The sequence below is a fragment of the Brachybacterium kimchii genome (assembly GCF_023373525.1).
GTDB classification, from domain to species: Bacteria; Actinomycetota; Actinomycetes; order Actinomycetales; family Dermabacteraceae; genus Brachybacterium; species Brachybacterium kimchii.
The window spans coordinates 1597247-1612086 of the sequence record NZ_CP097218.1 but is presented as its reverse complement, the minus strand read 5'-3'; the positions used below and the strand labels follow the sequence as shown (position 1 = coordinate 1612086).

The following is a 14840-nucleotide window of genomic DNA, read 5'->3' as shown; positions in this document are numbered from 1 at the left end:
TCCCCGGCTCCGACCGACCCCCTGAAAGGCTCTCCCTCCATGCACGTGCACATCGGCACAGACCACGCCGGCTTCGAGCTGAAGAACCGGCTCGTGGACTCCCTCACCGCGAAGGGCCACGAGGTCACCGACCACGGCGCCCACACCTTCGAGAAGCTCGACGACTACCCGCCGTTCTGCACCGCCGTCGGTGAGGCCGTCGTCGCCGAGCCCGGCAGCCTGGGCGTCGTCATCGGCGGCTCCGGCAACGGTGAGCAGATCGCCGCGAACAAGGTGCCCGGCGTGCGCGCCGCCCTGGTGTGGAACGAGGACACGGCGAAGCTCGCCCGTGAGCACAACGACGCCAACGTGATCTCCGTGGGGGCGCGCCAGCACACCGAGGAGGAGCTCGAGCACCTCATCGACCTGTTCCTCGCCGAGCCCTTCAGCGGCGACGAGCGCCACCAGCGGCGCATCGACCTGGTGGGCCTCTACGAGCGCACGGGCGGGTACGACTCGTCGGCCGACGGGGACTCCGCGGCCGGTTCCGGCTCCGCCGGCGCCTGATGCCCGAGGGCCACACGGTCCACCGGCTCGCCTCCGCGCTCACGGCGGGCTTCGGCGGACGCCGCGTGCGCACCTCGAGCCCGCAGGGGCGTTTCCTCGAGGCCGCGAGCATCGACGGCTGGGTGCTGGCCGGGGCCGAGGCCGCCGGGAAGCAGCTGCTCATCGCCTTCACCCCGGAGGAGTCCGTCGACGTCTCCGACCCGGTGACCCGCTGGGTGCGCGTGCACCTGGGCCTGTACGGCTCGTGGACCTTCGCGGGCGAGGAGGGCTTCGCGCTCGCCCACGCGATCGGCGCGCCCCGGGTGCGGATCGGCGAGCGGGAGACCCGGCAGGGCGGCGGCTCGGGAGCGGCCGACGGATACGACCTGCACGACGCCGCGACGGAGGACTGGCGCCGCCTGGTCCCGCGCCCCACCACGCGCCTGCGCATCGCCGGCCCCCACGGGCTCGCCGATCTCACCGGGCCGACCGCCTGCGAGATCCTCGACGCCGACGGCCGCGCCGCCGTGCTGGAGCGGCTGGGACCGGACCCGCTGCGCGAGGACGCGGACCCCGAGCGCTTCGTCGAGAGGGTGCGGCGCTCCCGCACGTCGATCGGCGTGCTGCTGATGAACCAGGAGGTCATCGCCGGGGTCGGCAACATCTACCGGGCGGAGGCGCTGTTCCGCGCCCGCCTGGACCCCTTCGTGCCCGGCAAGGACCTCACCGCGGGGATGGTGCGCGGGATCTGGGGCGACCTGGTGCCCCTCATGCGGTACGGCGCGCGGACCGGCCGCATCGTCACCACCGAGCCCGAGCACCGCGAGATCGAGGCGGTCATCCAGGAGCGCACCCGCGCGACGCGGCAGAACGGGGACGACGACCCGAGCGTCGTGCCCCGCGAGCAGTCGTTCTACACGTACCACCGGCAGACGCTGCCGTGCCGTCTGTGCGGGACCGCGATCCGGTCGACGGACCTCGCCGGACGCACGGTCTTCTGGTGCCCGCGCTGCCAGACCCGGCGCTCGCGCCGCGCGAGCTGGACCACGGAGCACCCCGTCGCCGCCTGGGCGGATCCGCAGGACGGGCAGCTACGGTGATGGGCATGCCTGACCCCGAGACGGGCGGCGTGCTGCGCCGCGCCCACCTGCAGGAGATCGATCCGCGCACCGTCTATCTGCTCGCGAAGCTCCGCCAGGACGTCTTCACCCTCGAGCAGCACGCCGACGACGCCGACCTCGACGGCCGCGAGCTCGAGCCCTCCACGGTGCTGCTGTGGATCGAGGCACCGGACGCGGAGCCGGTCACGGGCGGCCTCGAGCGCCAGCCGGTCGCCCAGCTGCGCATCCTGCGCGACCCCGACGGCACCGTGCACATCGGTCGCGTGGTGGTGCGCGCGGATCGTCGGCGCGACGGATTCGGCCGACGACTCGTGCGTGCGGCCCTCGACGTGGCCCGCGAGATCGCACCGGAGGCGGTCGTCGAGATCGGCGCCCAGGCGTACCTCGAGCGCTGGTACGCGAGCATGGGCTTCGAGACCACCGGCCCACTGTTCCTCGAGGCCGGCATCGAGCACGTGCCGATGCGCTACGTGCACCCGCGGGACTGATCCGCGCGCAGTGGGAGAGCGGGCCGTCGGGCCTGACCGACGTGCGCGGGTCAGGGCCTGCGCTCAGCCGCGCGGCGCCTTCTCCTCGATGAGCCGGCCCATCTCCTCCCGACCGAAGAAGGCGACCGAGTCACGGCCGCTCGGGGTGCCCGCATCGGGATCCGCCCCGGCATCCAGGAGCGCGGACACCACGTCGTCGTACCCCTTGAACACGGCGCCCGCGAGCGGCGACTGCTGGCGGTCGTTGAGCTGATCGACGTCCGCACCGCGGGCGGCGAGCTCACGCACCAGGTCCGCGTGCCCGTGGTAGGCGGCGAGCATGAGCAGCGAGTTCCCCCGCGAGTCCCGCATGGCGACCGGCGCCCCCTGATCCAGCAGCGGCAGCAGGGCGTCGCCCCGGCCCTCACGGGCATCGTCGAGCATCCTCCGGGCCAGGGCGAGCACCTGCTCGTCCTGCTCCTCGGTGGTCAGCGGCGATGCAGGCTGCGCGGAGGCAGGCTGTGAGGTGTCGGGCTGCGGGGGCTCGGGCTGCGCGGCGTCGGAAGTCATGCGCACCAGGGTAAAGGCCCGCACGACGCGGCGACCACACGGAACGTCATCCGTCGTCGACTGCACTGCGAGCGGCGGGCGAGGCGGGAGGAAGGATCGCCGGCTCCGGCCCGCGTCGACGGGGTCGGCTCGTCAGCCGCCCAGCACCGTCCGCAGCACCCAGGGCGCCGCGAGCAGGAGTGCGGCGGCGGCGAGCCCCACGAGGTCGCCCCTCGTGAACGGGCTGGGCAGCGCCCAGGTGCGGTGCTGCGCGGTCGCGAAGCCGCGGGCATCCATCGCGAGCGCCTGCTGCTCGGTGCCCCGCACCGCGTCGACCAGGAGGGCGAGGGTGCACGAGGCCAGCAGCCGCACGAGCGCCGCGCCCGAGCGGAGCGGGTGGCGCAGGTCGCGCCGCGCCCCGAGGCCGCGCAGGCGGCGACTGGTCATGATCCGCTCCCAGACGTCGGCCGTGAGCCCTGCCCGTACGAGTCCCGCGACGCTCGCCGCGACCGGCCGGCCGGGCAGACGCAGCCTCCCGCCGAGGGCGTCTCCGAGCCGCGTCGGGTCGAGGGAGGCGAAGATCAGCACGCCGGGAGCCACGAAGTATCCGATCCGCAGGGCCTCCTTGAGACCCAGCAGCCACGTGGTCCCGGAGAACACGGGCAGGGGAGAGGCGAGCACCGTGGACCAGCAGAGGCCGACCGCCGCGAGCTCGATCGGGATCAGACGCAGCGCCGTGCTGCGCACCCCGCGCACGGCGAGCGGGGCGAGGACCGCGACGAGCACGCACGAGAGGAGACCGAGCTGCCAGCGGTCGATCGCGAAGGAGCCGACGGCCGCTGCCACGGCGATCGCGATGGTGGTCAGCGGGTTGAGCGTGTCGGCGGGGGCAGGACGGGCACGGCGGGGCGAGCGGAGGGTCGTATCGGTTGCGGTTGCGGTTGCGGATGCGGATGCGGGTGCGGTTGCCGGCGCCAGTGCCGGTGCCAGCGCGGTGTCGGTCGCGGCCGGCTCCGGGGAGGCGGACTGCGCGTCGTCGCCCGTGCTCACGTGCTCCGCGAGGTCCATGCGCACGTGCGCGCGCGTGATGAGATCGGGGTCGTGCGTCGCGGCCAGCACTGCGCAGCCGCGCGCGGACGCCTCCTCGAGCAGGGCGAACAGCTGGGTGCGACGCTCCTGGTCGAGTCCCACGGTGGGCTCGTCCAGCACGAGGAGGGCGGGTTCCTGGGCGAGGGCGGCGATGATCGCGAGGCGTCGTTGCTCGCCCCCGGAGAGCTCGAAGGGCTGAGCGTCCGAGAGGTGCGCGAGGTCGGCGCGCCGCAGCAGGCTCTCGGCGAGTTCGGGGTCGTGCGCCCAGGGCGAGGCGGTGACCTCAGCGCGCACGGTGCGGGCGACGAAGGAGTGCTCGGGCTCCTGAGGGACGAAGGCGATCTTGGTGGGCTCGGGACGTTCGAGGTGTCCTCCGGCCGGATCGGCGAGGCCCAGGATCGTGCGCAGGAGCGTGGTCTTGCCGCTGCCGCTCGGCCCGGTGAGGACCGCGACACATCCTGTGGGAACGGCCAGGTCGATGCCGTCGAGGAGGGGCGAGGCGACGGCCCGCTTCCCCCGGACCTCGTCCCGTCGTCGCCGTCGCGTGATCGAGACTCTCGAGAGCGACAGCACCGGCGGGCCGCACGTGCCGGATGCGCGCGCAGGGGCCGGCATGGCGGCCGGGTCGGGAGCGGCGGCCGGATCGGGCATGGTGGCCGGATCGGGCTGCTCGAGGACGTCGTCGGGAGCGCCGTCCGCGAGCACGTGCGCCTGCGCTCCGAGCACGATCACGCGGTCCACGTGCGGGGCCCAGCCCTCGGCGTCGTGGTCGGCGACCACCAGGGTGCGATCGCCGACCGCATCCAGGATCGCGGCGCGGACCGCGCAGGCCGTCGGCCGATCGAGCATGCTCAGCGGCTCGTCCAGCAGCAGCGCACCGGGATCCAGCGCCAGGGAGCCGGCGAGGGCGAGCCTCTGCTGCTGCCCGCCGCTGAGATCCCACGGCGAGGTCGCGGCGTCCAGCCCGACGCGCGCCGCGTGCAGGGCGGAGGTCACGCGGCGCTGGATCTCCTCGCGGTCCAACGCCGCGTTCTCGGGCCCGAAGGCCGCGTCCCGGCCGACGCTCCCGCCGATCAGGGCGTGCAGCGGCTGCTGCAGGAGCAGTCCGCGCTCGCCCGGCCGGGTGGGGCCGGTGGCATCACCCGCGAGGTCGCCCGTGCTGGTGTCGAGCAGGCCCGTGAGGGCCCGGAGCACCGTCGACTTGCCGCCGCCGCTGGGCCCCGTGAGCAGCACGCGCTGGCCGGCCGGGATGTGCAGGGTGAGGTCGTCGATCGTCGGGCGGGAGCGGGTCGACGGCGTCCAGGTGACGGCGTCGAGAGCGAGCGGCACGGCGGCGTGGGAGGCGGGGCCCGTTCCGTCGGGAGCCGCGTCGCCGAGCGTCCCGTCGGCCCCAGCGGTCGTCCCGTCGGTCCCAGAGGTCGCCCCGAGCACCGTCGGCCCCGCGCTCATGCGCGCGACCGCCGTCCCCACTGGCGCCCTGCCGGGAAGGCGCTCAGGGCGCCGGTCGCGCCGAGGGCGCGCACGATCAGCCACCCCAGCACCCCGCACAGCAGCGCACCGGAGACGATGAAGAAGCCCAGCAGCGCCCAGGCCGAGGCCCAGGACCACTCGGGGTAGTAGGAGAAGCGCTCGTAGACCCATTCGAGGATCCCCGAGAGCGCGCCGCCGGCGATCGCCACGGGCAGGGTGAAGCGGCGGTAGGCGGTGACGAGGAACGCGATCTCGACGCCTCCGCCCTGCAGCAGGCCGCTGACCACAGTGCCGATGCCCCACTGCCCGCCGAGGACCATCTCGAGGACGGCGGCGATGACCTCCGCCAGCACGGCGGCGCCGGGACGGCGCACGATGAGCATCGCCACCAGCGCGGGCAGGAACCACACGCCCGCGAGCAGCCCCACCGACGGGGGCAGGACGGCCTGCAGCGGGGTGAACAGGGTGTACACCTGGCCCCAGGCGAGGAACACGAAGGCGAAGACGACGCCGATCGCGACCGTCAGCACGAGGTCCACGGTGCGGTAGGCCGGCAGCGGCCGACGTGCGAGGGCGTCGCTCGCCGGTGCTGGTGCTGGTGCCGGTGCTGGTGCCGGGGACGCGCCGGTCGCCGCGGTCTTCTCGGCGCGCGCGGAGGGGGCGGCGGGGGTGGAGCTGGTCGACATCTGGTTCTCCTTCCGATGCGGAAGGGGCCGCGAGGCCCGTCGGCCCCGGATGCAGTCATCCGGCGCGGCGGACATCGCAGAAGAATCCCGACTCCCTACGCCGGTCTGAACCGGATCAGGTTCGAGGGTCTGCGCTCTGTGCGCACTCTCAGCACCTCTGCGGTGCTCCCCTGTCTGTGGATGTCAGCGTCGATGATATCGCGCAGGGCGGTCGGTGCGCCCTCGGGATGTGCGCCAGATCGCCCGGGTCGGCCGATGCCCGACGGCTCGTGCGAGGCGACGGGATCGGACGGTCCCGTCCCGACCGGCTCCCGAACGGGCGAACGGGCGCGAGAAGTACGAAACGGTTGCCAAGAGCGCTCTTGGCAACCGTTTCGTACTTCTCGCGACGCAGACGGGGCGCGGATGGGCCGACGAGCGGTCGGCGGGGCTTCAGCGCGCGCGGATCAGCGGCGGGCGCGGATGGCCTGGTCGATCGCCTCGGCGGCGGCGCGGGGATCGTCGGGGGAGAGCAGGAAGTGGGTGCCCTCGCGACCGATGATCTCCACGAGCGTCCCGGGACGCGAGACCATCAGGCGGTACGAGGACCGCTGCTCGCCGGTGGTGAAGACCTTGCGGCCGGGCAGCGCCTCGATGCTCCCGCTCTCGGGCGCGATCACGCGGCCGCGGCGCCAGCCGAGCCCGCCCACCGTCACGCCGAGCGATTCGCCCGGGATGCGGCGCAGCTGCACGGTGCGGAAGTCGGCGACGGGCCAGGCGGGGCGCGGCAGGAACCCGCCGAGGCTCACGGTCACCCCGTCGACGTCGACCACGAACCGGGTGGCCAGCCGCATCCACGACCAGAAGGCGTACACGAGCACGGCCAGGGCGAGCACCAGGCCCAGCACGACCGTCTCGCCGCGCGCCCAGGCGATCGCGTACCCGGCGATGCCGACGCCGATCACAGCGCTCATGCCGATGCGGGTCCAGCCCACCGCGCCGGGAGTCGTCCGCCCCACGTGGAAGGGCGCCTCCGGCCTGCTCACGGTGTCCTCACCAGATGCTCACGCGGTCTTCGGGCGCGCGGTACATCGCGTCGTCCTCGCGCACGTCGAAGGCCGCGTGGAAGGCGTCGAGGTTGCTCGCGATCGCGTTGCAGCGGAACTCGGCGGGGGAGTGCGGGTCGATCGCCAGCATGCGCGCCGCGTCCTGCGCGCGGGACTTCGCGCGCCACACCGTGGCCCAGGACCAGAACACGCGCTGCAGGCCGCTCAGGTCGTCCAGTCGCGGCGGGTTCCCGCCGGAGCGCGCGAGGTAGGCCTTGATCGCGATGGTGAGGCCGCCCAGGTCGCCGATGTTCTCGCCGATCGTGAGGCTTCCGTTGACATGGGGCAGCTCGTCGCCGCCGATGACCGCGCCATCCCCACCGTCTGCGCCGACCGCGCCGACCGCGTCGCCCCCATCGGCCGCGTCAGTCGCCGTCGCCTCCGCCTGCTCGCGCAGCACGCGCGGGGTGAGGGCGTCGAACTGGTCGATGAGCGCGCGGGTGCGCTGCTCGAAGGCCTCGCGGTCCTCGTCGGTCCACCACGAGCGCAGGTTGCCCTCGCCGTCGTACTTCGAGCCCTGGTCGTCGAAGCCGTGCCCGATCTCGTGGCCGATCACGGCGCCGATGCCGCCGAAGTTCACGGCGTCCTCGGCCTCGGCATCGAAGAACGGCGGCTCGAGGATCGCGGCGGGGAAGACGATCTCGTTCGCGCCCGGGTTGTAGTAGGCGTTGACCGTCTGCGGGGTCATGTGCCACTCGTCGCGGTCGACGGGCCCGGCGAGCTTCGCGAAGTCGTGGGCGGCGTCGTGCGCGCGGGCGGCGCGGACCGAGGCGACGAGGTCGTGGGGGTCGAGCACGAGGCCCTCGTAGGTCCGCCACACGTCGGGGTAGGCGATCTTCGGGGTGAACAGCTCGAGCTTGGCGAGGGCCTTCTCGCGGGTGCCCGGCGTCATCCACTCGAGCGTCGAGATCGACTCCCGATAGGCGTCCAGCAGCGCGCCGACGAGCTCCTGCATGCGCGCCTTGTGGTGCGGCGGGAAGTGCCGGGCCACGTAGTCCTGGCCGATCGCGAAGCCCACGGCCCCCTCGACCAGCGAGATGCCGCGCTTCCAGCGCTCGCGCAGCTGCTCGGCGCCGGAGAGGGTGCGACCGGAGAAGTCGAAGTCCTCCTCGACGAAGGCCGAGGAGAGGTACGGGGCGAAGGCGCCGACGGTGTGCAGGGCGGCCCAGGTGCGCAGCACGGCGAGGTCCTCGGCCGCGAGCAGCGGGGCGACGGCCTCGACGAACTCGGGCTGGCTCACGCAGACCACGTCGAAGGCGCCCGCCGGCGCGCCCGTGCCCTCGACGTACGCGTCCCAGGGGAACGCGGGGGCGAGGGCCTCCCGCTGCGTGGCGTCCATCGGGTTGTTCGACTTCTCGCTGTCGCGCAGGCGCACCCGGTCCACATGGCACGCCGCGAGCCGCGTCTCGAAGTCCATGACCGCGCGGGCCAGGTCGCTCGAGTCCCCGGCGACGAGCCCCTCGCGGCCGGGCAGGGAGGCGAGATCGGCGAGACGTGCGAGGTGGCCGACGTACGCCTCGCGGATCGGTGCGTAGGAGTCCTCGCGGTAGTAGGACTCGTCGGGCAGGCCCAGCCCGCCCTGGTGCAGCTTCACCTGGTAGCGGGAAGAGTCGTCGTCATCCGTCCACACGTAGGTGTGCAGGGCGCTGGTGCCGGCCACGGGGGAGGCGAGCAGGCGCACCAGGTCCGCGAGCGAGGTCGTGGACGCGACCTCCTCGAGCATCGGTGCGAGCGGTGCGGCGCCGGCGGCCTCGACCGCGTCCTCGTCCATGAACAGCCGGTAGAGCAGGCCCACGCGTCCGCGATCCGTCTCCGGAGCATCGCCCGCCGCGAGCAGGTCAGCGAGCTCGGGGTCCTCGGCGGCCTCCTCGACGATGGCGCGCACGCGCTCCTCCGCGAGGTCCCGCAGGCGTCGGAACTCGCCGTCGGACGCACGATCGGCGGGGATCTCGTGCTCCGCGAGCCAGGCGCCGTTGACGTGCCCGAAGAGATCGTCCTGCACGCGGATCGAGTCCGAGACGCCGCTGCGGTCCAGGCCCGAGCGGACCTCGGAGCCGGTCGGTGCTGCGGTCGTGGCGCTGTCGGAGGGGACGGCATCGGTCATGGTGACTCCTTCGTCGGGGAGGTCGGCGTCGGGCCGGGCGGTGGGATGGGCGCGGGAGCGGCGGCGCGACGCCGCTCCCGCCGGCCGGGCCGACGGAGGACGCGCTCCGCGCGCCCTGGGCCGACCCGGTCTCGTGGATCAGAGGGTGGACAGTCCCAGCAGCGCGAGCGCGGCGGTGAGCACGCCGATCCCGAAGGGCGCGTACGCCCACAGGGTGTGCGTGCGCTCGCCCGGGCTGCGGCGCTGCAGGATCAGGGTGGACAGGCCCGTCGCGATGGACAGCACGATGGTGCCGATCGTGAGCACGGGGGAGAGCACGATCAGCACGGTCGCGCCGATCTGGAAGAGCGCGGTGCCCACGACGTCCAGGACGCGCAGCACCATCGAGCGGGGCACGCTCACCTTCTCGGTGAGGAAGGTGCCGACGGCCTCGGTCGCCCACGCGGAGGGCGCGGCGATCCGGCGCCGTGCGCTCACCGTCTGCGCGGTGGCCAGGACGATCCAGACCAGCGCCGCGCCGAGCCCGAGCCAGATGCCCATGGGGCCGACGGCCTCCGAGGGCCACAGCAGGCCCGCGAAGAGCACCGCGGCCAGACGCAGCACCTCCTCGACGGTCGAGCGCACCGCCATCGGTCCGGGGTTGACCGCGAGGCGCCTCTGCACCTTCGAGACGAACATGCTGGTGACCACGACGCCCATGAGCTGGAGGGCGCCGAGGGCGATGCCGAGCACGAGAGGCAGGGGCGTCGAGGGCGTCGCGGGCAGGCAGACGAGCACGAGGGCGACGGCGACCGCGGGGATCACGAGCGAGACGATCGACAGTCCGCGCACGAGCGCGCTGACGATCTCCGCGCCGGTGGGCGGATGGTCGTGCCCGGTGTGGTCGTGGGGGTCCGAGCCGTGCGGGTCGCTGCTGCAGGAGGCGGCCTCGGCGGGGGCCTCGGGATCCGCGGCGGAGGACGGGGAGGACGAGGTGGTCATGGGGCTCCTTCGAAGTCGCTCCACTGTATCGGCCGTGCCTGGTGCTCCGCTGGTGGCAGGCCGCTCGAGGAGGTGGGCGGAACACAGGGCGTCGGTGCGGATGCGCTGGTGCGCGACGTCCCGGGGCCGACGTTCGTCATGTCCGTGTGAGGTTCTCCCCACCAGGGGCCATGGGCGTCCGGGGACCGGACATTCTCCCGGACATGGCCCATGGTCGTGTGGAAACATGTCCCCGTGACCCGCGACCAGCCCTGCGACGACGCCCGGACCTCGGACGGCGACGTCCTCGAGCGCGCCATCGGCGCGGTGGTCGCGGCGGCCGCGGGCGATGCCCTGGGCGCACCGTACGAGTTCCAGGGCCCCATCGCCCCGAGCGAGGACGTCGGCATGATCGGCGGCGGCGTCCTGGAATGGGGCGAGGCGGAGTGGACCGACGACACCTCGATGGCGATCGTCGTGCTCGAGGCGGCGGCCGCGACGCCCGGCACCCATGACCTGCGCACGGCGTCCGCCCTCGATCAGATCGCGCGGGAGTGGTACGCGTGGTCGATGGGCACCCCCGACATCGGCGCCCTGACCTCGACCGTCATGCGCCGCGCGGCCGACGTGGCCCGCAGCGCCGGGCACTCCATGCCCCATGCGAGCGATCTCCAGCAGGCCGCGGAGGACGCCCACCGCGACCTCCCGCGGGTCGCGGGCAACGCCGCGCTCATGCGCTCCCATGCGAGCGTGCTGCCCTATCTCTTCTCCTCCGACGAGGACACCGAGGACGCGATCCGCACGATCTGCCGCCTCACCCACGTCCACCCCGACGCGGTCGAGGCCTGCGTGCTGTGGGGTTTCGCGGTGCGTCACGCGATCCTGAGCGGCGAGATCGACGTGCGCGTGGCCCTCGACCGCCTCCCGGAGGACCGCCGCGATCTCTGGCGGGAGCGCATCGAGGAGGCCGAGTCGGCGCGCCCCGTCGACTTCCCGCGCAACGGCTGGGTGGTGGCCGCCTTCCAGGCCGCATGGTCGGCGGTGCACAGCGTGCTGCCTCTTCCGGAGGACCGCTTCGCCCGCCGTGCTGCCCTCGTGGACGCGCTCACCTCGGCGGTCCGCGCGGGCTACGACACCGACACCGTCGCGTGCATCACCGGGGCGCTGGCGGGCGCCGCGCTCGGCCCCAAGGCCGTGCCGCCGGAGTGGCGGCGCGAGATGTTCGGCTGGCCCGGCTACGAGGTCGCCGAGCTCGAGAGCCTCGTCGAGCGCGTGGTCGCCCCGGCCGAGCAGCGTCGCTGCCCGTCCGACGCCGCCGGCTGAGAGGTCACTCGCTCTCGGCCGGGATCCGCAGACCGGTGCGCAGCGGCACGTCCTGGATCTGACCCCCGACGTGTCGCACGCGCACACCTCCCGGCACGCCCTCGAGCTCGCCGACCACCGTGAGCTGCGTGCGATAGGCGCGCAGCGCGGCGCCGAGGGCGGACGCCGAGCCCGGCTGGTCGCGGAAGGCGAAGGGCTCTCCGCCGGCCAGGGCCTCGGGGTCGGGCTCGCTCGCGACCTCGACGAACGGCACGCCCTGCGCGCGCGCCGCCCCGGCCGTCGCCTCGTGCGCGCGCAGATGGTCGGGGTGCCCGTAGGTGCCCTGGTCGTCGTAGCCGAGGACCACGTCGGGACGCACGTGCGCGATGAGCGCGGAGAGGTCCGCGATCTCCTGGTCGAGATCCTGATGGGTGAAGCTCGTCGGCCCCGCGCTCTCCGACGGACCGGCGACGCCGTCGCGCACCCAGCGCATGCCCGAGTCGCGGTAGCTCCGGGGTGCGGCGCCCTCGGCCAGGGCCGGGGCCTCGCCGAGCATGTGGTGCTCATCGACGCCCAGCGCCCCGAGGGCGCGGCGCACCTCCTGGGCGCGGACCTCCTCGAGCGGGCGCTCGTCGTCCTCGGCGATCGCCCCGGGGACGACCTCTCCCTCCTCACCACGGGTCGCCGTGACGACCACGACGCGGGTGCCGCGCGAGGAGAGGTCGGCCAGCAGCGCACCGGTGGCGAGCGATTCGTCGTCGGGATGGGCGTGCACGGCCAGCACGGTGCCGGCCGTGCGCACCAGGTGCCAGGGGTCCGACGGGCCGTGGGCGGCGCCGCCGTGGACGACGGCCCGGTAGATCCGCTCGAGGTGATGGGCGCAGGCCTGCCAGGTGCGGGTCTCGGCGAAGGCGCGCACGGCGCGCGAGGCCTCCTGGAAAGCGGCCTCCTCGCCGATGAGGGACTCGACGGCCTCGGCCCAGACGTCGGGGTCGCGACCGGCGATCAGCCGGCTGCCGGGGCCCACGGCCTCCTGCACGCCGCCCGCGCGGTCCCAGGCGACCACCGGGGTGCCGCTGGACTGCGCTTCGAGGGCGACGAGCCCGAACGTCTCCGACCAGCTGGGCAGCAGGAGGACGGCGGCCTCGCGCATGCGGGCGGCGAGCTCGTCCTGGTCCATGGAGCCGGCGAACGAGACGCGGTCGGCGAGGCCGAGCGAGCGGGCGGACTCCTCGAGCTCCGCGCGATAGGCCGCGAAGTCCTCCGAGGCGGCGCCCACGAGCACCAGGCGGGCGGCGAAGGACGCGTCGAGCCGGGCGAGCACGTCGAGGGCGAGGTCCGGCGCCTTGAGGGGCTGCAGCCGCGCGGCGAACAGCATCGTGGGCTCCTCCAGACGCTCGCGGGCGCTCAGGGGCGAGGGATGGAAGCGCGCGGTGTCCACGCCGGGCGGGACCACGAGCACGCGGTCCGAGGGGACCCCGTAGCGCTCGCGGACCGTGCGGGCCTCGGCCTGGGAGACGGCGATGACCAGCTGGGACTCCCTCGCCGTGCGGCGCTCGCCGGGGATGCGGCCCGCGGACTCGGCGGGTTCTCCGGCGCCCAGCGTGGTCGAGCCCTCCGGGGCCGCGACGGAGTGGAAGGACTGCAGGTGGGGCAGCTGATGACGATGGGCGACGGGGAGCGCGGCCACGCCGCTGAACCAATGGTGCGAGTGGATCAGGGAGTACGGCTCCCCGGCCTGCTCGGCGTCGGACACGAGGCGCTCGAGGTCCGCGGAGAACGGCTCGATGGCCTGCTCCATGGCGCTCTTGGCGAGCGGCGTCGCGGGGCCGCCGTGCAGCAGGACCTGACGCAGGCGCGGGGTGACCGAGCTGATCGCGGGCGCGTCGGGATCGCTGCGGCGGGTGACGATGTCGACCTGGTGGCCGGCCGCGGCGAGGGCGCGCGCCTGCTCGAGGACCACCACGTTCATGCCGCCGGCATCGGCGCTGCCGGGCACTGCGAGCGGGGAGGTGTGCAGCGAGACGAGCAGCAGGCGCAGCGGCGTGGTTGACATGTACATCATCCTAGGAGTGGATGGGCTCCCGCGGAGTGCGCGACCGCGCAGGGCGCACGCCGCATCTGCCCCTGGGAACCGGCGCAGCGGCCCCCTGGTGTTCGCTGGTGACGAAACCGGTGTGCGCCAGGCCTCTGTCATATTGAATGTTGGATGAAGGTCGATACCCTGAACTGCATGGACACCGCCCCCACGATCGACTGGCACGCATACAACGCCAGTGCTGCGGCGCGTCCCGCCCGGCGGGTCGTGACGCAAGCTGTGCACGCCGCGGGCGGAGATGGGCCCGGGAAGGTCGCGATCGACATCGGCGCCGGTGGTGGCGCCGACGCGCTCGAGTTCGCGCGCCGCGGATTGACCGTCCACGCCTACGACACCGATGACACGCTCACGCAGCGCCTCGTCGAGAACGAGCGCATGACCGGTCGCATCAACTTCCATCACATGGATGCGCGGGACGTCGAGCAGTTCCCCGCGGCCGACGTCGTCTACTCCGCCTACGCCCTGCCGATGCTGGGCCCGGACGGTCTGCGCGAGATCTGGCCGAAGCTCACCGGAGCCCTGAAGATCGGCGGCGTCATCGCCGTGGACCTGTTCGGCGAGTCGGACAGCTGGGCAGAGCGCGAGGACATCGCGACCCTGAGCGCCCAGGAGATCGGCGACATGTTCCGCGGCTTCCGCGTGCTGGACCGCGAGGTCCGCAACGAGGACGGCCGCTCCTACAGCTCCGCGAAGAAGCACTGGCACGTCATCTCGACGCTGGCCCGCCGCCTGAGCTGAGGCATGGGGCCGAGGCCCGTGCGGGGTCGTGTCCCCTCGGGGAGGACTCACGCGGCGCGAGCCGACCGCAGTCCGATCAGCGCCGAGCGCACCACCTGCTCCACGGTCGCGCAGCGCCGCACGCTCGCGCGATCCTGGCGACGCACCACCACGACCCACGAGGCGCGTCCCCGGTCGGGGAGCCTCCCGATCTCGATCCCGTCGACGCTGCCGGCGCCTCCCGCGGCGGTCGGCGGGGCCGGGAGCCGCACCAGCAGCGATCCGCTCGAGGTCTCCACGATGCGTCGCTCGAGCCCGGGCGCCCTCAGCAGGAGCCCCGCGCGGATGCGGTCGCGCTCGCGGCGCGCGGTCCGCTCGGGATGGACGGTGCGCACCCGGGATCCAGGATGACCGACGGTGTCCATGACTGCTCCTTCCCGCCTCCGGCGGCGCCGGCGGCAACGGTCCTCGGAGACTAGGAGAGGGGTGGGACGAACGAGCGTTCGACCGTCCCGCGCCCTCGATCACCTCGATATCGCCGCCGCAGCCGTCACCCCGTCCGCACGGTGCGGGCGTCCTGGGATCGACGCGATCCGCTAGGGTGTTCCCGGCGGCGATCCACCGCCCAGCCCGGCGTCGGCCCCAGCCCGCGCCCTCGGGGCGAAGG

At 73.9% G+C, this 14840-nt stretch carries 13 protein-coding genes and 1 riboswitch; of the genes, 5 read left to right on the top strand and 8 right to left on the bottom strand.

Translation table 11 applies throughout. The annotated features are described in order from the left end of the window. The first annotated feature begins 39 nt into the window (after window positions 1–39). The 3 genes from M4486_RS07730 to M4486_RS07720 are packed head-to-tail and all read left to right on the top strand — an operon-like array spanning window position 40 to window position 2134. On the top strand, window positions 40–546 hold the full coding sequence (locus M4486_RS07730; RefSeq protein ID WP_249480569.1) for a ribose-5-phosphate isomerase: 507 nt from the start codon (window positions 40–42) through the stop codon (window positions 544–546). Beyond that, window positions 546–1625, top strand: a complete 1080-nt coding sequence (locus tag M4486_RS07725) for an Fpg/Nei family DNA glycosylase (RefSeq protein WP_249480568.1) — start codon at window positions 546–548, stop codon at window positions 1623–1625. Before M4486_RS07730 ends, M4486_RS07725 begins: the two co-directional genes overlap by 1 nt. Before the next feature lie 5 nt (window positions 1626–1630). Beyond that, the gene (locus M4486_RS07720; protein WP_249480567.1) at window positions 1631–2134 is read left to right on the top strand and encodes a GNAT family N-acetyltransferase; all 504 of its coding nucleotides are present in this window, start codon (window positions 1631–1633) and stop codon (window positions 2132–2134) included. Window positions 2135–2197: 63 nt separating this feature from the next. Here M4486_RS07720 and M4486_RS07715 read toward each other — a convergent pair whose 3' ends face one another. The 6 genes from M4486_RS07715 to M4486_RS07690 all read right to left on the bottom strand — a co-directional run bounded on the left by M4486_RS07715 (window position 2198) and on the right by M4486_RS07690 (window position 10077). Further along, window positions 2198–2683, bottom strand: coding sequence for an ankyrin repeat domain-containing protein (locus M4486_RS07715; RefSeq protein WP_429798329.1), 486 nt, complete (start codon window positions 2681–2683; stop codon window positions 2198–2200). 132 nt (window positions 2684–2815) lie between these two features. Further along, entirely contained in the window at window positions 2816–5200 is a 2385-nt protein-coding gene (locus M4486_RS07710; protein WP_249480566.1) for an ATP-binding cassette domain-containing protein, read from the bottom strand. After that, entirely contained in the window at window positions 5197–5907 is a 711-nt protein-coding gene (locus M4486_RS07705; RefSeq protein WP_249480565.1) for an ECF transporter S component, read from the bottom strand. Before M4486_RS07705 ends, M4486_RS07710 begins: the two co-directional genes overlap by 4 nt. A gap of 75 nt (window positions 5908–5982) precedes the next feature. Next, a riboswitch (TPP riboswitch) is annotated at window positions 5983–6089 on the bottom strand. Window positions 6090–6353: 264 nt separating this feature from the next. Next, window positions 6354–6932 (bottom strand): hypothetical protein, encoded by a 579-nt coding sequence (locus M4486_RS07700; protein ID WP_249480564.1) that lies wholly within the window; start codon window positions 6930–6932, stop codon window positions 6354–6356. Between the two features lie 7 nt (window positions 6933–6939). Then, entirely contained in the window at window positions 6940–9096 is a 2157-nt protein-coding gene (locus M4486_RS07695; protein WP_249480563.1) for a M13 family metallopeptidase, read from the bottom strand. Between the two features lie 138 nt (window positions 9097–9234). Next, entirely contained in the window at window positions 9235–10077 is an 843-nt protein-coding gene (locus tag M4486_RS07690; RefSeq protein WP_249480562.1) for a hypothetical protein, read from the bottom strand. Between the two features lie 234 nt (window positions 10078–10311). Between M4486_RS07690 and M4486_RS07685 the strand changes: the two genes are divergently transcribed. After that, window positions 10312–11379 carry an ADP-ribosylglycohydrolase family protein gene (locus M4486_RS07685; protein ID WP_249480561.1) on the top strand — a complete coding sequence of 356 codons (1068 nt, stop codon included), beginning with the start codon at window positions 10312–10314 and terminating at the stop codon, window positions 11377–11379. A 4-nt stretch (window positions 11380–11383) separates the two neighbouring features. On the opposite strand, the gene M4486_RS07680 is transcribed toward M4486_RS07685, so the two are convergent. After that, on the bottom strand, window positions 11384–13414 hold the full coding sequence (locus tag M4486_RS07680) for a glycosyltransferase (RefSeq protein ID WP_249480560.1): 2031 nt from the start codon (window positions 13412–13414) through the stop codon (window positions 11384–11386). A gap of 177 nt (window positions 13415–13591) precedes the next feature. Between M4486_RS07680 and M4486_RS07675 the strand changes: the two genes are divergently transcribed. Next, a complete protein-coding gene (locus tag M4486_RS07675; protein ID WP_249480559.1) occupies window positions 13592–14194 on the top strand; it encodes a class I SAM-dependent methyltransferase in 603 nt (200 codons plus the stop codon). 47 nt (window positions 14195–14241) lie between these two features. On the opposite strand, the gene M4486_RS07670 is transcribed toward M4486_RS07675, so the two are convergent. Next, on the bottom strand, window positions 14242–14598 hold the full coding sequence (locus tag M4486_RS07670) for a hypothetical protein (protein ID WP_249480558.1): 357 nt from the start codon (window positions 14596–14598) through the stop codon (window positions 14242–14244). Between the last annotated feature and the right edge of the window lie 242 nt (window positions 14599–14840).